General features: G+C 61.9%; 16 protein-coding genes. 5 read left to right on the top strand and 11 right to left on the bottom strand.

Going from position 1 to position 17,681, the window contains the following annotated elements; translation table 11 throughout:
• Positions 1–329 precede the first annotated feature (329 nt).
• Complete coding sequence (locus E0L37_RS06510; RefSeq protein WP_133490948.1) at positions 330–2,036, bottom strand: sulfatase-like hydrolase/transferase; 1,707 nt, start codon at positions 2,034–2,036, stop codon at positions 330–332.
• Positions 2,037–2,164: 128 nt separating this feature from the next.
• Between E0L37_RS06510 and E0L37_RS06505 the strand changes: the two genes are divergently transcribed.
• Positions 2,165–3,097, top strand: a complete 933-nt coding sequence (locus E0L37_RS06505; protein ID WP_133490947.1) for a LysR family transcriptional regulator — start codon at positions 2,165–2,167, stop codon at positions 3,095–3,097.
• Between the two features lie 27 nt (positions 3,098–3,124).
• Here the strand turns inward: E0L37_RS06505 and E0L37_RS06500 are convergent, their stop codons facing one another.
• Entirely contained in the window at positions 3,125–3,544 is a 420-nt protein-coding gene (locus tag E0L37_RS06500; protein ID WP_133490946.1) for a PaaI family thioesterase, read from the bottom strand.
• 178 nt (positions 3,545–3,722) lie between these two features.
• Here E0L37_RS06500 and E0L37_RS06495 point away from each other — a divergent pair, with 178 nt between their 5' ends.
• Entirely contained in the window at positions 3,723–4,301 is a 579-nt protein-coding gene (locus E0L37_RS06495; RefSeq protein ID WP_133490945.1) for a TetR/AcrR family transcriptional regulator, read from the top strand.
• 11 nt (positions 4,302–4,312) lie between these two features.
• On the opposite strand, the gene E0L37_RS06490 is transcribed toward E0L37_RS06495, so the two are convergent.
• From E0L37_RS06490 to E0L37_RS06475, 4 genes are all read right to left on the bottom strand, one after another.
• The gene (locus tag E0L37_RS06490; RefSeq protein WP_236564088.1) at positions 4,313–5,695 is read right to left on the bottom strand and encodes an MFS transporter; all 1,383 of its coding nucleotides are present in this window, start codon (positions 5,693–5,695) and stop codon (positions 4,313–4,315) included.
• 178 nt (positions 5,696–5,873) lie between these two features.
• On the bottom strand, positions 5,874–8,474 hold the full coding sequence (gene acnB, locus E0L37_RS06485; protein WP_133490944.1) for a bifunctional aconitate hydratase 2/2-methylisocitrate dehydratase: 2,601 nt from the start codon (positions 8,472–8,474) through the stop codon (positions 5,874–5,876).
• Positions 8,475–8,769: 295 nt separating this feature from the next.
• Positions 8,770–10,002 (bottom strand): multidrug effflux MFS transporter, encoded by a 1,233-nt coding sequence (locus E0L37_RS06480; protein WP_133490943.1) that lies wholly within the window; start codon positions 10,000–10,002, stop codon positions 8,770–8,772.
• Positions 9,999–10,829, bottom strand: coding sequence for an alpha/beta fold hydrolase (locus tag E0L37_RS06475; RefSeq protein ID WP_133490942.1), 831 nt, complete (start codon positions 10,827–10,829; stop codon positions 9,999–10,001). The genes E0L37_RS06480 and E0L37_RS06475 overlap by 4 nt, the downstream gene beginning before the upstream one ends.
• Before the next feature lie 149 nt (positions 10,830–10,978).
• Here E0L37_RS06475 and E0L37_RS06470 point away from each other — a divergent pair, with 149 nt between their 5' ends.
• Complete coding sequence (locus tag E0L37_RS06470) at positions 10,979–11,560, top strand: TetR/AcrR family transcriptional regulator (protein WP_133490941.1); 582 nt, start codon at positions 10,979–10,981, stop codon at positions 11,558–11,560.
• 119 nt (positions 11,561–11,679) lie between these two features.
• Here E0L37_RS06470 and E0L37_RS06465 read toward each other — a convergent pair whose 3' ends face one another.
• On the bottom strand, positions 11,680–12,582 hold the full coding sequence (locus tag E0L37_RS06465; RefSeq protein WP_133490940.1) for a lysophospholipid acyltransferase family protein: 903 nt from the start codon (positions 12,580–12,582) through the stop codon (positions 11,680–11,682).
• A 273-nt stretch (positions 12,583–12,855) separates the two neighbouring features.
• On the opposite strand from E0L37_RS06465, the gene E0L37_RS06460 reads away from it, so the two are divergent.
• Positions 12,856–13,470, top strand: a complete 615-nt coding sequence (locus tag E0L37_RS06460; protein ID WP_133490939.1) for a tRNA-(ms[2]io[6]A)-hydroxylase — start codon at positions 12,856–12,858, stop codon at positions 13,468–13,470.
• A 139-nt stretch (positions 13,471–13,609) separates the two neighbouring features.
• On the opposite strand, the gene E0L37_RS06455 is transcribed toward E0L37_RS06460, so the two are convergent.
• The 3 genes from E0L37_RS06455 to E0L37_RS06445 are packed head-to-tail and all read right to left on the bottom strand — an operon-like array spanning position 13,610 to position 15,444.
• Positions 13,610–14,347, bottom strand: coding sequence for a UDP-2,3-diacylglucosamine diphosphatase (locus E0L37_RS06455; protein ID WP_133490938.1), 738 nt, complete (start codon positions 14,345–14,347; stop codon positions 13,610–13,612).
• A 5-nt stretch (positions 14,348–14,352) separates the two neighbouring features.
• Positions 14,353–14,943, bottom strand: coding sequence for a peptidylprolyl isomerase (locus tag E0L37_RS06450; RefSeq protein WP_133490937.1), 591 nt, complete (start codon positions 14,941–14,943; stop codon positions 14,353–14,355).
• 3 nt (positions 14,944–14,946) lie between these two features.
• Complete coding sequence (locus E0L37_RS06445; RefSeq protein ID WP_133490936.1) at positions 14,947–15,444, bottom strand: peptidylprolyl isomerase; 498 nt, start codon at positions 15,442–15,444, stop codon at positions 14,947–14,949.
• Between the two features lie 129 nt (positions 15,445–15,573).
• Here E0L37_RS06445 and E0L37_RS06440 point away from each other — a divergent pair, with 129 nt between their 5' ends.
• A complete protein-coding gene (locus tag E0L37_RS06440; protein WP_133490935.1) occupies positions 15,574–17,256 on the top strand; it encodes a glutamine--tRNA ligase/YqeY domain fusion protein in 1,683 nt (560 codons plus the stop codon).
• 53 nt (positions 17,257–17,309) lie between these two features.
• On the opposite strand, the gene E0L37_RS06435 is transcribed toward E0L37_RS06440, so the two are convergent.
• Positions 17,310–17,645 carry a YegP family protein gene (locus E0L37_RS06435; protein WP_133490934.1) on the bottom strand — a complete coding sequence of 112 codons (336 nt, stop codon included), beginning with the start codon at positions 17,643–17,645 and terminating at the stop codon, positions 17,310–17,312.
• Positions 17,646–17,681 lie beyond the last annotated feature (36 nt).

Genomic DNA, 17,681 nt, shown 5'->3' with positions numbered 1-17,681 from the left:
CAAGCCTCTCAGCGGCGACGATGGAAGAGATGGAGCGATCTCCTCATTCCGCAAGGTTCGTCGTGCTTGGGACCCCAGATGTTGGGATTCACTCGAAGCGGATCTGTACGGGGGGCTTCCGGGACCCGGTTTGACAGGGACGTCAAACCGGGAGCCTACAAGGATGTATTCACGGCGTTCCCGGAAGCCCCCCGTACAGATCCGCGTCTCTGATGGAGGGCAATCCCATTTTGCTCTGATATCACGGCGAATAAAAAAAACGGTCCCATGCCGTTTCACATGGGACCGCCATAAAAAGCACCGCGGGGGAGCCGCGGTGTTGTTCTCCGTCAAAGTCGGTAAAGAAAGGTCGGGCCGGGGAATTCCTGGCCTTCGTCCTTGCCAATTTCGGCGGCCACCAATTGGTTGGTTTTTTCGTTCATGGCCATCAGCAGAGGCTTTACCTTCTCCGGGTCGGCCGCGAGATTGTTGAGCTCATCCGGATCGGTATGAGTGTCATACAACTCCAGATCGTTATGCGCTCGCAGCGTTTCCCAGTCCGTCGGCGTGTGATGGCTGTCGGGACTGAAATAGCGCGCGAACTTATAGCGGCCGTCGTGCACCCCCCTATGAAGGCCCCGATTACCCAATTCGGGGCCCAGGCGCAGTTGCTTGAAAAAGTCGGCGAGCATGGCCATGGGGGTGATCTCATCCCCTTCTTTGGCCAGCCGCCGGGTGGCTTCCGGATCGGTATAAAGCAGCACGCCATAGGCGAACAGCACGCCCCGATCGTCTCGTTCGGTGGTTTTGCCGTTGAGCGCCGGGCTCAGGTCCACTCCCGGCGTATCGCTCTTGTGTTTGCCCGCGCTGGCGAGCCCCACCAGGGTGGGCAGCAGATCCACGGTGCTGCCGAGATTGTCCACCCGGCGTCCACCCCGCACATCCGGATGACGGATGATCAGGGGAACGCGGCTGTTCTCCTTGTAGATCAACGGGCCCTTTTGGCGCAGTCCCTGGGCGCCGGCCATTTCGCCGTGGTCAGCGGTATAGACGATGATGGTGTTGTCCCATTGGCCACTGACCTTAAGGGCCCGCAGTACGTGTTCCACCTGGCGGGACACATCACGGATGCAGTTGAAGTAGTAGCTTTGGTTGGCGCGCCAGGCGGCCTCGTCCTGTTTATCGATGCGGCCATAAATGGCGTCGAGGACCTGGGCGTAGGAGCGGTGGCACCAGGGCTTGTCCATCAGGTTGGCGTGATGGAAGGAACGCGGCAGCGGAATATGGCGCCAGTCCGCCTCGTACACAGGGTCGTTGGGCGGCGGCCGCAGCGGTGCCATGAAGTCCGGATTGACTCGTGATTGTTCCTGTCGCGCGCCGCTGGAGAAGAACATGATGTCGTGGGGATTGACGAAGTTCACCGCCAGCATCCATGGCTTGTCCAACTGGTGGCTGCGCCGGGCCAGCCAGTGGCTGGCCTCGCCGGCCACCATGCGGTCGGCCAGATAACCCTGCCATACCGAGCCGTGCACATCGCCGGTTAGGTTGTAGTCATGAAAGCCATGTTCCTCCAGGGCCTTGTCGCGGCTGGGGTAGCTGCCATAGAGCAAACCCGGGCCGTCCTCGATGTCGGATAAATGCCACTTGCCTTTGTAGGCGGTGTGATAGCCCATTTCCTGAAAGAAGTGGCCAACCGTGGGCAGGTCCGGATTCAGCGTGGGGAACGGCGGCGCATGCAGGTTGGCGGTCATGCTGGTGCGCATGGTGTGCTGCCCGGTGTACATCACCGAACGTGACGGAGAACACGGCGAGGTGTTCACGTGATATTGGTTGAAGCCCACGCCCTCGGCGAGCAGGGTCCGATGCGCCGGCAGATCCAGCTCCGCCGGCAGATCCATCCAGGAGCGTTCCTGGTCCGATACCAGCAGCAGTACATTAAGCGGCCGGTCACCGCCGGTCGGCGAGGGAGCGCGGGCGCCGGCGGGGCGGCTGACTCCCAGCGCGGCGGCCCCCAAGGCCAGGTGTTTGAGAACGGTGCGCCGATCCGGTCCGGTCATGATGTGCCCTGTTATTGGTTATTGGATGACCGGAGTATGCCGGGATCATTGATAAACAGGGTGAATAAATCCATTCTTGTTATTTATGAATGTTCCAAGATGGCCGGATGACAACAAGGAGAGCGCCGATGTGGCCCCTGCAGCAGCTGGTTCAATTCCGGGCGGTGTACGAGCACGACAGCCTGTCGGCGGCGGCGCGTGCCCTGGGGATGTCACAACCGGCCCTGAGCCACAGTCTCGGTAAGCTGGAAGCGCGTCTCGGCGGTGCTCTGTTCCAACGACACACCCGCTCCCTGCGCCCCACCGACCTGGCCCGGACGTTGTACAAGCAGGCGGGCAGGGTGCTCGACGAAGTGGCCGGCCTGGATCTGCTGGTGACCCGTTTCCACGAAGGACGCAGTGGCGTGGTGCGGATCGGTTGCGGGCCCTTCGCGCCGGACATTCTGGGGCAGAGTCTGGCGGGACCGTTACGTCGTGAGGGCAGTAGTATTCGGCTGGACCTGCATGCGGATCAGTTTGATGCCTTGCAGGAAGGCCTTTATGCCTACCGGTACGACTTCCTGGTCTATGATCGCCCGCAACTGGAGACCCTGGCGGATCAGGCCGACACCGTGGTTCAGCCGTTACGTCATTTGCCGTTGAGGGCGGTGGCGCCGGCGGCCTGGGTTCGCGAGCAGAAAGCGCCGGTCACCGAGGATCCGGTCGCGGCACAGGCGTTCATGGCCCGCATGCCCTGGGCATTGCCCAGGGTGCCGGTGGACTATCGTCAGCGGTTGGCGCCCTGGTTCCAGACCTTGTTGGAACAACGTAAGGGCGCTGAATATCAGATGGCGGCGATCAGTTCCTGTCTGGCATTGTGCCGGGCCGGCCAGGCGGTGACGGTGGCGCCGGATTTGCTGATCGAGGCGGATATCGCCTCGGGGCATCTGGTGACCCTGCCTCTGGACACCGGTGTACGGGTGGATGTCAGTGCCTGCCGGCTGCGCTCACATCCATTGTCCGACGCGGCGGCGCGGGTCTGGCAACTGTTGGTCAAAAGCGGCGATTCTCCCTGGCGTTAGCTGTCTGCCCAGAGCTCGACTCCGGCCTCAACCGGCGGGCGGTGGACTGCGCACGATGGTGCCCTGGGCTGCCACGCACAGCTTGCGCTGCTCCCCGCGGCAATCGTAGATGTCGCAACGGACCACGGCCTGATTACGGCCGGCGTGAATCACCGAGGCCTCCGCCAGCAGGGTGTCGCCGCCGGCGGGGCGCAGGTAGTTGATCTTGAATTCCGAGGAAAACACCAAGGGTTCCAGGACCGTGCCGCCGGCGAATGCCAGCGCGTTATCGGCCAGATAGCTCAGGACGCCGCCGTGGACGAAGCCATATTGTTGACGCAGATCGTCCTTGACCCGCAGGCGCAGAACCGCTTTCTCGCGCTGGTATTCCAGTAACTCCGTTCCCAACAGGGTGCTGAAGGCTTGCTCGGCCAGGACCTGCCGGGCTTGCTGCAAAGACGCGTGCATGGAGAGAAACTCCCTGGTTCGGGGTACCGCCGGAATAGCGGCACCAGAAACAGAGTATTACTCTAGAGTTATACTCTAATGGCGTCAATCCACTCAGGTTGTGCGTTATCGTGAATCGCATTAGGGTGCTTGCCTCTCTGCACCTTCTACTTCCATTTCCCACTGCCGAGGGTTGGGAATGCCGAGTTCGGACACACGTGACAAGATTGTTGCCGCCGCGCTGGCCACTTTCGTGGAAAAAGGTGTGGCCAGTGCCACCTTGCAGGCGATTCGTGAGCGCGCGGAAGTGAGTAATGGCAGCCTGTTTCACTTCTTCGCCAACAAACAGAGCCTGTGCGAGGCGGTCTACCTGGAGGGGATCCAGGACTATCAGAACGGCTTGGCGGAACAACTGAAGCAAAGTGGCGGAGCTCGAGAGAGCGTGGCGGCGGTACTGCGTTACCACCTGGAATGGACCGAACGAAACCGGGATCGGGCCCGGTTCCTGTCCGAACGTGGCTATACCGGATGGGGCGGGGATCTGGCCCGTCAGGTGGATCAGGCCAATACCGCGCTGATGTCGACGGTGTCCGCCTGGGTACGGCGGCACGTTGCGGAAGGCACTCTCAAACCGGTGTCACCGGAGGTGGTGGTGGCCACCTTGCTGGGACCGGCCCAGTTGTTGTGTCGGGCCTGGTTGGCGTCGGACAGCGCTGCCGCCCCAACCTCGCACCTGGATGAACTGGTGGCCGTGACCTGGCGCGCGCTGTCGGCCTGAGTGGCTCGTGATTACGGCCTGGGCGTGTAGCGGATCCGAAACAGACTAATGATCGCGGCGACACCGGAGAACGTGGCGGCCATGAACAATGCCGGGGTAATGCCGTGCGCCAATTGCCCGAACACCAAAGCCGTGAGCGCCGCGCCCAGAGTCTGCCCGATCAGACGGGTGGTGCCCTGCATGCCACCGGCGCCGCCGCTGCGCTCCCGCGGCGCGGAGCCGATCATGGCGCGGTTGTTGGGCGCCTGAAACAGTCCAAAACCAATGCCGCACAACGCCATGGCGCCGAGCAGCGCCGGCAACGGCGGTTGCTCCGGCAGTAAGGCCAGCAACACCAGTCCCACCACTTTCAGCAGCAACCCCATCGAACACAGCACGCCAATCGGATAGCGATCCGCCAACCGTCCGGCGATGGGGGCGGTGACCGCCACGGCCGCGGGCCACGGGGTCATCAGTAGCCCGGTTTCCACCGCGCTGTAACCGAGTATGTCATGAAGATAAAAGGGCAGGGCGATGAACGCCGCCATCTGACTGGTGAAGGCGCAAAACGAGGTACCAATGGCCAGGGCAAACGGCGGAATACGCAGCAGATCCACCGGCAACAGCGGTGAGGATTGGGACAACTGCCGGCGGACCAGCAGGGCGATCACCACCAACGAGGCGGCCAGCGCCAGGGCCGCCAGGGTGCCGCCCATGCCGTGGGCAAGGCTGTCCACCGCCATGACCAGCAAGCCAATGCCCAGCGCATTGAGGAGCGCGCTGCCCCAGTCGAAGCGGCGTGGGGCCTGTCCGGTTTCGGGAAGATTGTGGCGGGCCAGCACGAAGGCCAGACAGCCCAGTGGGATGTTCACCGCGAACAGCCAGGACCAGGACCCCATCGACAGAATGCCGGAGGCCACCGTGGGGCCGACCGCCGAGGATAACGCCACCACCATGGCGATCAGGCCGATGCCCCGGCCCAATAAACGTGACGGATAGATAAAGCGGACCAGAGCCGCGTTGACGCTCATGACGCCGGCCGCTCCCAACCCCTGAAAAAAGCGGGCGGCGGTGAGTGTCACCAGGGAATCCGCCAGCGTGCACACCAGGGAAGCGATGGTGAACACCGCCAGCCCGGTCTGGTAGACCCGGCGGTAACCCACGATGTCGCCGAGCGAGGACAGCGGCAGCAGCGTGGTGGCGACGGCGAGCAGATAGGCATTGACGATCCACACCGATTGCGACGGACTGATCTCCAGATCCCGGGCAATGGAAGGCAGAGCCACGTTGACGATGTTGCTGTCCAGCACCGCCAGACCGACGCTGACCACGATGGCGAACATGGCCCAGCGCCGTTGCTCGGTGGGCAGGCCGTCCTGGTCCGGGCGGCGTTGGCCCGATGTACTGTCAGGCAAGAAAAAAGCTCCTGGCGCAAGCGTTCAAAAGATCAAAAAAATCATCATACTCCGTTGAAGGTGGGATGCCACTGGGAGCAATAATCCGTTTTCAAGGTAAATTTCCGCGGACACTTTATGAGCGGACAAAAAAAGCCCGGCGCGAAGGCCGGGCTTTTTTACAACGGGAAGGTTCCCTTTAGCTGGCTTGCGCCACCGGGATCTTCACGGTATCCGCCACTTCCTGATACTCGTCCATCTGGTCGAAGTTCAGGTAGCGGTAGATCTCATCGGACATGGAATCGATGGTATCCGCATATTCCATGTACTCCTCCACGGTCGGCAGCTTGCCCAGAATGGAAGCCACCGCCGCCAGTTCCGCGGACGCCAGATAAACATCGGCGCCTTGGCCCAGACGGTTGGGGAAGTTCCGGGTGGAGGTGGACACCGCGGTGGACTTCGGCGCGATCCGGGCCTGGTTCCCCATGCACAGGGAGCAACCCGGCATCTCGGTGCGGGCACCGGCGCTGCCGAAGATGTTGTAGTAACCCTCTTCGGTGAGCTGGCGCTGATCCATCTTGGTCGGCGGCGCGATCCACAGACGGGTCGGCATGGTGCCGCTTTCCACTTTTTGCAGCAGCTTGCCGGCGGCGCGGAAGTGACCGATGTTGGTCATGCAGGAACCGATGAACACTTCGTCGATCTTGGCGCCGGCCACGTCGGACAGGGTCTTGGCGTCGTCCGGATCGTTCGGGCAGCACAGTACCGGCTCCTTGATCTGGTCCATGTCGATCTCGATGACGGTGTGGTACTCAGCATCGGCGTCGGCACGCATCAGGCTCGGGTTGGCCAACCACTCTTCCATGCCCTGGATACGGCGCTCGATGGTACGGGCGTCGCCGTAACCGTTGGCGATCATCCACTTGAGCATGGTGATGTTGGACTTCAGGTACTCGGTCACGCTGTCTTCGGACAGGGTGATGGTACAGCCCGCGGCGGAGCGCTCGGCGGAAGCGTCGGACAGTTCGAACGCCTGTTCCACGGTGAGATCTTCCAGACCTTCGATTTCCAGGATGCGGCCGGAGAACACGTTGACCTTGCCGGCTTTGGCAACGGTCAGGTGACCTTCCTTGATGGCCTGGAGCGGAATCGCGTGGACCAGGTCACGCAGGGTGATGCCCGGCTGGCGCTTGCCCTTGAAGCGAACCAGCACCGATTCCGGCATGTCCAGCGGCATAACCCCGGTGGCGGCGGCGAACGCCACCAGACCGGAACCGGCCGGGAAAGAAATGCCCATGGGGAAACGGGTGTGGGAGTCACCGCCGGTGCCCACGGTGTCGGGCAGCAGCATGCGGTTCAGCCAGGAGTGGATGATGCCGTCGCCCGGACGCAGAGACACACCGCCACGGTTCATGATGAAGTCGGGCAGGGTGTGCTGGGTTTCCACGTCCACCGGTTTCGGGTAAGCGGCGGTATGACAGAAGGACTGCATCACCAGGTCCGCCTGGAAGCCCAGACAGGCCAGGTCTTTCAGTTCGTCACGGGTCATCGGACCGGTGGTGTCCTGGGAGCCCACGGTGGTCATCTTCGGCTCGCAGTACATGCCGGCGCGCACGCCTTCCATGCCACAGGCCTTGCCGACCATCTTCTGGGCCAGGGTGTAACCCTTGTCGGAATCACCGGGTTGCTCCGGTTTACGGAACAGTTCGGACGGTGCCAGACCGAGCGCTTCGCGAGCCTTGGTGGTCAGGCCACGACCGATGATCAGGTTGATACGGCCACCGGCGCGTACTTCGTCCAGCAGCACTTGGGAGCGCAGTTCGAACTCGGCGATCACTTCGCCGTTTTTCTCGACCTTGCCCGCGAACGGGTAGACGTCGATCTGGTCGCCGGTTTCCATTTTGGAAACATCGCATTCAAACGGCAGGGCACCGGAATCTTCCATGGTGTTGAAGAAGATCGGAGCGATCTTGCCGCCGATGCAAACGCCGCCAGCGCGCTTGTTGGGCACATACGGGATGTCTTCACCGAAGTGCCACAGCACGGAGTTGGTGGCGGACTTACGGGAGGAACCGGTACCGACCACATCGCCCACGTAAGCAACCGGCAGGCCTTTGGCCTTCAGTTCTTCCATTTGCTTGAGCGGACCGATTTCGCCGTCTTTTTCCGGGAAGATGCCTTCACGGGCATTCTTCAGCATGGCGTTGCCGTGCAGCGGGATGTCCGGGCGGCTCCAGGCGTCCTGGGCCGGGGACAGGTCGTCGGTGTTGGTTTCACCGGTGACCTTGAAGACGGTCAGAGACATTTTCTCCGCCAGGTCCGGGCGCTTGGTGAACCATTCGCCTTCGGCCCAGGACTCGATCACTTCCTTGGCTTTGGCGTTGCCGGCTTTCATTTTGTCTTCCACGTCGTGGAAGGCATCGAACACCAGCAGGGTGTGCTTGAGTTCGTTGGCGGCGATTTCCGCCAGTTCGGCGTCGTCCAGCGCTTCCACCAGGGTGGCGACGTTGTAACCGCCCTGCATGGTACCCAGCAGTTGAACGGCGCGCTTGCGGTCGATCAGGGGGGAACTGGCTTCGCCTTTGATGATCGCGGTCAGGAACGCGGCCTTGACGTATGCGGCCTGGTCCACGCCCGGCGGAACGCGGTTGACGAACAGATCCTGAATGAACTCCTCTTCGCCGGCCGGCGGGGTTTTCAGCAGTTCAACCAGTTCGGCAACTTGCTGCTCGTTCAGCGGCTTGGGCGGCACACCTTCGGCGGCGCGCTCTTCGACATGTTTGCGATAGGCGTCTAGCACAGCGTATCCCTCGTTTCGTCTTGGCCAATTTCTTTTGAAAATCAGCTGGTTAGGGTGTCTCTGGGGGTCGGAATTGCGGGCGGAGTATAGCGGAAACCCCATCATCTGTTAAGCCAAACGGGGCCTGTGGCCATTCATGGTATGAATGTTCGTAATCACTGGAAGCGCGGCTCGGAGGCCGGATCAAAGTCAAAAACCCATTCACTGCCAAGGCAGCTTCCCACAGCGGCTCCGTGGCCCCCTGTGGGAAGCTGCCTTGGCAGCGAATCGGCATGCAGGCGCATCGTGTCCTGAATTAACTGGCTGTCACTCGATTCCGGTACAGTAGAAACGCCGCCAGAGCCAGCGCCGAGACAGAGGCCAGAATCGTCCCCAGAGCCGTTACCGGCGGCAACGGCAGTGCCGAGGTGAGTGCTGTTATCGCCGCCGCGCAACTCATTTGCAGACAGCCGAGTAACGCCGAAGCCAGTCCGGCCCGGTCGGGGAAGGGATGCAGGGTAAGGGCGGTGCCGAGTGGATTGATCAACCCCATGCCGAACAGAAAGACGGCGATTGCCAGGGAGAACGGAACTAGACCCCCGGCAAGGTTGGGCAGCAGAGCGAGACCGCCGATCAGGGCGATGAGAATGCCCGCCAGCCCCATCGGAACGGTGCCGAATCGCCGGGCGAAACGAGGGGCCAGGAAACCCGCGGCAAACACCACGAACACGGTGGCGGCGAAGAACCACCCCAATTGCAAGGCACTGAGCCCGAGGTGCCCCATCAGAATCGCGGGGGCCGCGGCGAAGAAACCGTACAGGCCTCCGATCACCAGGCTCACCGCGAGGGCGGGCAGCAGAAACCGCGGATCGAACAGCAGGCGCAGGTAACCCGGCGCGGCGGCGGTCAGCGCTTTGCGGTTGCGGTGAGACGGTGGCAGGGTTTCACCGGCGCCTGACAAATAAAGAGGGATCAGGACGGCGCCAAGCACGGCCACCATCAGGAAGTTGGCACGCCAGCCCAGAGCCTGCTCCAGAGCGCCGCCCAGCAACGGCGAGAAGCCGGGGGCCGCGGCCATCGCCACCATGGTTAACGCCAGGGCGCGGGTCAGAACTTCACCGTCAAACAAATCTCGGGCGATGGCGCGGGACAGAACCGAGGCCGCGCATACTCCGAGGGCCTGAATCACCCGGCCCACGATCAATCCGTTCATATTATCAGCCCGGCTGCACCAGAGGCTGCCTGCGATGAATATCGCCAACCCCAATACCACCAGAGGGCGGCGGCCGTATCGATCAGATAACGGGCCGACCAATAGCTGGCCGATGGCGAAAGCGGCAAAAAAACTCGACAACAGCAGCCCCAGATCCCGAGCCGGCACGCCGATGTCGGTGGCCATGGAGGTAAAGGAAGGCAGAATAATATTGGTGGAAAGAGTGCCGATGGCCGCAAGGCCAGCAAGTAATATCAATAAGTTACCACTGAATTCTCGAGTAACTTCCAGAGCAGGGGCGAGAGGGTTTCCATCCTCGGATATCGGGCCGGTCACGCTTCAGCTCCCGTGTTCACCCGCGCCATTTCCCGGAAGCCGGCGGTGGCGATGAAGTCGCTGCAAAGCCTAATCATCGCCGGATCCCGCAGCAGACGCCGGTGCCCCAGCCGGTCGGCGCGGATCAGTTCGGATTGCGGCCAGTTTCGATGCAGGGTGTCGGCGGCGCTGAACGGCACCGTGTCATCTTCCGGATCATGCACGATCAATCCGGGGTGACGCAGGCCATCCTTCAAGGCCTCAAGATCCAACGCCGTCAACGGGTGACCGATGAAGTCCTCCACCCATTTTTCGAAAGCGGCGGTACTCGCCTGATCCAGCCCCAAGCCGGTGGCCAGTCGCCGCACCATGGCCGACAACGAGACAGGGCCGCCCAGGTGGACACTGGCGTGAACGTTCAATCCACGATGAAACGCCCACAGGGCGGCGGCGGAGCCTACTGAATGGGCGAGTACACCATGCACGGGTGCCCATTCCCGGGTCAGTGCCAGCAGCGCTTCGCCCATATGCACCACGCTGGCCCGGTCACCACTGGCGTCGCCATGGGCCGGCCCGTCGAACAGCGAGACACTGTATCCGGCGGCGAGCAGCGGATCGACGAAGCCCAGCATGTGCGCGGCGCGGCTGCTCCAACCGTGCACCAGAACCACCCGGGGGCCGACGCCGAAGGTCCAGCTCACCAGGGTGCCCATGGCGGTGGAGTGAACTTTTTTTTCGCCGCCGTCGAGCCGTTCCTGTTCATGGGGCATCAAGGGCGGACGCTCCGGCACCGCGAATGCGCTGATGAGGGCCGGTGGTATGGACTTTGGCTGTTGTGGAGTGGGCATGGGACCTCCTCGAAGAGGGCTCGGCGTGGCGAGCCGGTTAAATGATGACTAACATGTTTGAATAAATGTCACTCATCATTTAAAATTCGTCAAGCACTTTCAAACTGATGGCCGGGGCGATTTTCGCTCCGTGGCAAGGAGGATGGATCATGAGGGTCACCCGGGCTCAGGCCGAAGAGAACCGTGAGCGGGTCATCGAAACGGCGGGGCAATTGTTCCGCGAGAAAGGGTTTGACGGTGTTGGCCTGAACGACCTGATGAAGGCGGCGGGGCTGACCCGGGGCGGATTCTACGGGCAGTTCGAGTCAAAGCTGGATCTGGCCGTGCAGGCCTTGAACCGGGCTCAGCGGTACAATCTGGAACGCTGGCGTCCGTTGGCGGAGCAGCCTCGGCAAGAGGCTTTGCGAAATCTTGTCGGTGATTATCTGTCGCGCTATCACCAGCAACACCCGGAAGACGGCTGCGCACTGGCGGCGCTGGCGGTGGACGCGGCCCGCCAGCCGGAGGCACTGAAAGCAGCGTTTACCGATAATTTGCGGACCTTCCTGGATTTCGTGGCCGGATTATGCGCTGGCGATTACGAAGAGCAGCGCCAACAGCAGGCGATGGCGGTACTGTCCACGTTGGTGGGGGCGCTGGTGCTGTCGCGCGCTACTGACGATGCCGATCTGGCTCGCGGGTTGCGACGGGCGGCGTCGCAAGCGGCGCTGGAGGTGGGGGCGAAAAACTAGGGTGCCTCTGCAAAACACCCCGTCATCCCGGGCTTGACCCGGGAACTCCCTCCGCAGGGCGTATGGCGTGGTAGAGGGAGATGCCGGATCGAGTCCGGCATGACATTTTCAGAGGTTCCCTAGTACGGCAGCGTACCGCCAGGAGGTTGGCGGCGAAAGCGCTTGTAGCTCCATAGATACTGGGATGGTTCCTCCAGAATCAGCGCTTCGATGGACTGGTTCATGGCCTTCAGCGCGTGATCCAGATCGCCGTCGTGAATGTCCTGGTGGGCCGGGCGCACACGGATTTCGAAACCGCCGGTGCCGGGCAGACGGCAGGCCCAGGCCATGAACACCCGGGCGCCGGTTTGTTGCACCAGTTTGCAACTGAGGGTGCCGGTGTAGGCGGGTTGGCCAAAAAACGGAGCGAACCGGCCACTGCGGCGATCCGCCACCTGATCCGGCAGAATCGCGGTCATCGCCCCCTTGCGCATGGCTCGCACCAGACCGGCGACGCCGCGGGCGCTGGCCGGGTACATGGTGGAGCCGAAGTGCTCGCGGCCTTTTTTGATCAGATCATCCACCTCGGCCATGCCGGAAGGGGCGAACATCACATGCAGCGGAAAGTCCCGTGCCAGCCAGAAATTCAGCACTTCCCAGCAGCCGATATGCGGTGCCAGGATCAGCACCGGCTGACCAGCGTCCACTGCTTCGCGCAGCGGGCCATCGCCATCCACGGACACCACCCGCTCCAGGCCTTCCTCCGGGCGGCGCCAGAACAGGGCGATTTCGAAGGTGTTTTTCACCGTTTCCACCAGGGAATCCCTGACCAGTTGATCCGGGTCCGGCTGATTCGGCAGGCACAACGATAAATTGATCCGGGTGACGCGCCGGGCCTCGGTGGGCAGGGCCGCGAGCAGGCGGCCCACGGCGGTGGCGAGAGCCCGGTTCAGCCCGAAAGGCAACAGGCCGAGCAGGCGCAATCCGGCCACCACCAGATTCCCTTTCAGTTTTTGTATGCGTGGATTGGTTCGACGTCCCATGGCAGGCAAGTATACGGCGCTGGGCGCGGGACGCCAGAGGGGAAAGGAAGCGCCGGACGCTGGACGCCAGATGCCAGACACTTTAGAACATCGCATCTTGGAGCATTGCGGACATAAATAAGCGTTTTCAAGGCTTGCCAGGGCGAAGGGTCGGGCTTTTCATTATCGGCGTCCGGCGTCCGGCGTCCGGCGTCCGGCGTCCGGCGTCCGGCGTCCGGCGTGCTTGCCCGCCGGCGGGCCGCTATAATCGCCGCCGGACCAAACGAGGAAGCCATGACCGACATATCCGCCCTGCAAGCCTTTTTGCCGTGTGCCACGCCCCGGGCCTGGATCGACTGGGCGCTGGAAAACCCCGATCTGCTGCTGATCGACCATGCCCATTGTGAGAAGAAGGCTGCCTCAACGGCCCTCAATCTGATGTTCCGCTACGTGGACCGGCCGGAACTGCTGGATACTTTGAGCCAGTTGGCCAGGGAAGAATTGCTGCATTTTGAACAGGTGGTGAAACTGATGCGCGAGCGCGGCGTGCGGTACGACCACCTGTCACCGTCACGCTATGCCCAGGGGCTACGCTGTCATGTGCGCACCAGCGAGCCGGGCCGGCTGGTGGATACGCTGATCATCGGTGCCCTGATCGAAGCCCGTTCCTGCGAACGGTTCGCCGCGCTGGCTCCCCATGTGGACGAGGAGCTGGGCCGTTACTACCGCTACCTGCTGAAAAGCGAATCCCGCCATTTCGAGGATTACCTTGACCTCGCCCGCCGCTACAGCGACACGGACATCGAGGACCGGGTGGCGTTCTTTAAGGAGAAGGAAGAGGAACTGATCGAGGAGCCGGATGAGGCCTTCCGCTTTCATTCCGGCGTTCCAGGATCAAAGCTGGACTGAGCCGCTGTGGGAAGCTTGCTTGCAAGCGAATATTACCAGCCGCTGAAGTGAAGCCCATTCGCTTGCAAGCAAGCTTCCCACAGCGGCTAAGGATCGGGCTTTTTTGTTTTTCTCGCTGTCAGCTGTCCACTATCAACTGTCAACTGTCTCTACTGATTTCCCAACTTTCCAGCCGCAGTCCCGTCTCATCGGCAATGATCCACCAGCCCAGATCGCCCCAGTCGCCGAGTACCCAGCGGGTGCCGGTGCCGTTGGGGAGGGGAACCTCATGGACCGCGGGGCGGTGGGTGTGGCCGTGGATCAGGTTTTGGACGCCGGCTTCCTCCATCACCCGGACCACTTCCTCCGGGGTCACGTCCATGATGTTTTCGGCCTTGTTGGCGTTGTTGCCCTGGCTCTGCATGCGCATGCCCTGGGCGATGGCTCGGCGTTCCTGCAGGGGCTTGGCCAGCATTGCCTGTTGCCATTGTGGATTGCGAGCGAGCGCGCGGAACTGCTGATAGGCGGTATCCAGGGTACACAGGCTGTCGCCGTGCATGAGCAGAGCGCGGGTTCCGTACAAATCCACCACGGTGCCTTCATCCAGCAACTGGCCACCACACTGGGCGGCGAATTGTTCGCCGAGCAGGAAATCGCGATTGCCGTGCATGAAATAGAGGGCGCTGCCGGTATCACTGAAGCGACGGAAGGCGTCGATGGCCCGGCGGTTGAAGGGGGCATCGTCGTCGTCGCCGATCCAGGCCTCGAACAGATCACCGAGCACATACAGAGCATCGGTCTTGCCGGCGTGTTCTTCCAGTAACTGTTCCAGGGCGGCCAGATGTTCCGGTCGCGCCGGGTCCAGATGCAGATCGGAGATAAACAGCGTATAGCTCATGATGCTCAGTCGGCCTGGCTGTCTTCATCCAGGCGTACCGCCCGCTCGATGATCACCGGGGTGCTGGGCACGTCGCGGACGCTGTGGGCGCCGTTGAGGCGGCCGACGCCGGTGCGCACCTTGGCGATCCGGTCCACCGTGTCCATGCCGTCCACCACCTTGCCGAACACCGCGTAACCCCAGCCACGCGGGGTCGGAGCGGTGTGGTCGAGCATGGCGTTGTCCTTCAGGTTGACGAAGAACTGGGACGTGCCGGAATCAGGGTTGGACGTGCGGGCCATGGACAGGGTGCCGCGCTCATTATTCAGACCGTTGTCGGCCTCATTCTTGATCGGAGCGTGGGTTTTCTTCTGCTGCAGATCGCGGTCAAAACCGCCGCCCTGGATCACGAATCCCGGTACCACGCGGTGAAACACGGTGCCGTCGTAGAAGCCTTCGTCCACGTAGCGCAGAATGTTCTCCACCGTTTCGGGCGCCTGTTCCGGGAACAGCTCGATGGTGATGTTACCCATGGACGTCTGCAGGCGTACCTGAGGGTTGGCGGCCCAGGTCAGGGAGCTTATCAGCAGGACGGACAGAGCGATCAGCAGACGCATGGATCAGTCCTCGATGATCTGAGCGGATTCGATCAGCACCGGATCCTGCGGCACATCCTGGTGGAAACCACTGCGGCCGGTGGGCACTTCCTTGATCTTTTCCACCGTTTCCATGCCTTCCACGACCTTACCGAACACCGCGTAGCCCCAGCCGTCCGGGGAGCGGGCCTGGTCCAGAAAGTGGTTGTCCGCCACATTGATGAAAAACTGAGCGGTGGCGGAATGCGGGTCGGAGGTGCGCGCCATGGCGATGGTGCCGATTTCGTTGGAAAGGCCGTTGGCGGCTTCGTTCTCGATCGCCGCCTGGGTCGGCTTTTGTTCCATTTGCGTGGTGAAACCGCCGCCCTGGATCATGAAGTTGCCGATGACGCGGTGAAAAATGGTGCCGTCATAGAACCCTTCCCGGACATATGAGAGGAAGTTTTCCGTGGTTTTCGGCGCACGTTCGCTATCCAGTTGCAGAGTGATCTTGCCGTAGGTGGTCGTCAGCACCACTTTCATGGAGTTCTCCTTGGTGGGAGCCGGAAGGTCTGGCGCGTCTGGGGGCGTTTCGACCGGCTCCTGAGTCTTTGACTGTAAAGGGGCGCACTGTACACTAATGCCCCCCGTATTTCAGCCGCAGGCGGCTTAATGAGTGACGTGAAAGCGCCCAGTAATTTTATCAGACAGATCATCGATCGTGACCTCGCCGAAGGTAAAAACGACGGCCGGGTGGTGACCCGGTTCCCACCGGAGCCGAATGGCTACCTGCATATTGGCCATGCCAAGTCCATCTGCCTGAATTTCGGTATTGCCGAAAGCTATGGTGGCGCCTGCCATCTGCGCTTCGACGACACCAATCCGGAGAAGGAGGAGGAGGAGTACATCGTCTCCATCCAGCGGGACGTGGAGTGGCTCGGGTTCCAGTGGACCGGACCGGTGCGTTTCGCCAGCGGCTATTTTGACCAGCTGTATCAATATGCGCTGCAGTTGATCGACAAGGGCCTGGCCTATGTGGACACCCAGAGCCCGGAGCAAATCGCGGAAATGCGCGGTAACTACAATCGGCCGGGCCAGAACAGCCCGCACCGGGAGCAGTCCGTGGAAGAGAACCGGACGCTGTTCGAGCGCATGCGGGACGGCGGTTTCGAGGAAGGCGAGGCGGTGTTGCGGGCCAGGATCGACATGGCCAGCGCCAACATCAATCTGCGTGACCCCATCCTGTACCGGGTGCGCAAAAAAACGCATCACCAGACCGGTGACAAGTGGGTCATCTACCCGATGTACGACTTTACCCATCCGCTGTCGGACGCCATCGAGGGCATCACCCACAGTCTCTGCACCCTGGAGTTCGAGGATCATCGTCCTCTGTACGACTGGCTGGTGGAGCACGTGGAGGTGCCGGCGCAGCCGCGTCAGTACGAATTCGCCCGGCTCAACCTCAACTATACGGTGACCAGCAAGCGCCGCCTCAAACAGCTGGTGGACGAAGGCCATGTGGCCGGGTGGGATGATCCGCGCATGCCCACGCTCAGCGGTCTGCGCCGCCGTGGTTTCACGCCGGCATCGATTCGCGGGTTCTGCGAGAATCTGGGAGTCAGCCGCGCGGACTCGGTGATCGACATGTCGATTCTGGAAGACTCGGTGCGCGACGACCTCAATCAGCATGCGCCCCGGGCCTTCTGTGTGCTTAACCCGCTCAAGCTGGTGATCCGCAACTGGCCTGAGGACAAGACCGAATGGCTGCAGGCGCCGGTGCACCCGCAGAACGAAACCATGGGCACCCGGCAAATGCCGCTGACCCGCCAGGTTTATATCGACCGTGAGGACTTTCGCGAGGAAGCCAACAAGAAGTACAAGCGGTTGGTGCTCGGGGATCGGGTGCGGTTGCGCTACGGCTATGTGGTGCGTGCCGAGGAGGTGGTGCGTGACTCTGCCGGGGAGATTGTCGAGGTCCACTGCAGCTATGATCCGGACACGCTCGGCAAGAACCCGGAGAATGATGAAGGGCAGGGTAAACTGCGCGGGGTTATCCACTGGGTCAGCGCCCCTCTGGGGCTGCCATGCCAGGTGCGTTTGTACGACCGTCTGTTCAAGGTGCCGATGCCGACCCGCGTGGGCGAGGGCGAGGATTTCCTGGATCACATCAACGAAGCGTCCCTGCAGGTGCTTGATCACTGCGTGGTGGAGCCAGGCCTGAAAGGGGTATTGCCGGAAACCCGCTATCAGTTCGAGCGGGAGGGGTACTTCTGTGTCGACACGGACAGCGACGAGAATGGCCTGATCTTCAATCGCACCGTGGGGTTGCGCGAATCCTGGCCTCGCGAGGCCTGAACCGGGCCACGGCGCTGGGTGTATAAAGGGGCGGCGACCGCCGCCCCTGTACTTCAGTCGGTGAGATCGTCCACGGCTGCGCCCGGTGCGTTGGTCTTTACCGAGTCGATACCGTTTTCCATGCCGCCGGTGTCCTTGTACATCTGGCTGGTACCGATGACCTGATGGTTGCCGGCCAGCAGATTGAAATAATGACGACCGTCCTTGGCTTCCTTGCGTTGATAACGCTCGTCCTTGGCGGCATTGTTCTGTACCGACTCAATGCCGTTCTTGCAGGCCTCCTTGGTGGTGTACTGCTCGCTGCCGAGAATGACCTGACCGTTGGCGGCTTTCAGTCGGAAGATAAACTGCCCGTTGCTCGCTTTATCCAGCTCAAACTTTCCTGCCATGGTGTCTCTCCTTGGTTCGCGCCCCCGGAAGCAGGG

It is taken from the genome of Alcanivorax sp. 24, from assembly GCF_004360225.1.
In the GTDB taxonomy this organism is placed as follows: domain Bacteria; phylum Pseudomonadota; class Gammaproteobacteria; order Pseudomonadales; family Alcanivoracaceae; genus Alloalcanivorax; species Alloalcanivorax xiamenensis.
The sequence above is the reverse complement of the archived record's forward strand: the minus strand, read 5'-3'. Positions and strand labels throughout refer to the sequence as shown.

What these genes read in the sequence shown, in the direction of transcription:
- E0L37_RS06510 (WP_133490948.1), bottom strand. Translation starts at nt 2,036, where the DNA reads ATGACCGGACCGGATCGGCGCACCGTTCTCAAACACCTGGCCTTGGGG.
- E0L37_RS06505 (WP_133490947.1), top strand. Translation starts at nt 2,165, where the DNA reads ATGTGGCCCCTGCAGCAGCTGGTTCAATTCCGGGCGGTGTACGAGCAC.
- E0L37_RS06500 (WP_133490946.1), bottom strand. Translation starts at nt 3,544, where the DNA reads ATGCACGCGTCTTTGCAGCAAGCCCGGCAGGTCCTGGCCGAGCAAGCC.
- E0L37_RS06495 (WP_133490945.1), top strand. Translation starts at nt 3,723, where the DNA reads ATGCCGAGTTCGGACACACGTGACAAGATTGTTGCCGCCGCGCTGGCC.
- E0L37_RS06475 (WP_133490942.1), bottom strand. Translation starts at nt 10,829, where the DNA reads ATGCCCACTCCACAACAGCCAAAGTCCATACCACCGGCCCTCATCAGC.
- E0L37_RS06470 (WP_133490941.1), top strand. Translation starts at nt 10,979, where the DNA reads ATGAGGGTCACCCGGGCTCAGGCCGAAGAGAACCGTGAGCGGGTCATC.
- E0L37_RS06465 (WP_133490940.1), bottom strand. Translation starts at nt 12,582, where the DNA reads ATGGGACGTCGAACCAATCCACGCATACAAAAACTGAAAGGGAATCTG.
- E0L37_RS06460 (WP_133490939.1), top strand. Translation starts at nt 12,856, where the DNA reads ATGACCGACATATCCGCCCTGCAAGCCTTTTTGCCGTGTGCCACGCCC.
- E0L37_RS06455 (WP_133490938.1), bottom strand. Translation starts at nt 14,347, where the DNA reads ATGAGCTATACGCTGTTTATCTCCGATCTGCATCTGGACCCGGCGCGA.
- E0L37_RS06450 (WP_133490937.1), bottom strand. Translation starts at nt 14,943, where the DNA reads ATGCGTCTGCTGATCGCTCTGTCCGTCCTGCTGATAAGCTCCCTGACC.
- E0L37_RS06445 (WP_133490936.1), bottom strand. Translation starts at nt 15,444, where the DNA reads ATGAAAGTGGTGCTGACGACCACCTACGGCAAGATCACTCTGCAACTG.
- E0L37_RS06440 (WP_133490935.1), top strand. Translation starts at nt 15,574, where the DNA reads ATGAGTGACGTGAAAGCGCCCAGTAATTTTATCAGACAGATCATCGAT.
- E0L37_RS06435 (WP_133490934.1), bottom strand. Translation starts at nt 17,645, where the DNA reads ATGGCAGGAAAGTTTGAGCTGGATAAAGCGAGCAACGGGCAGTTTATC.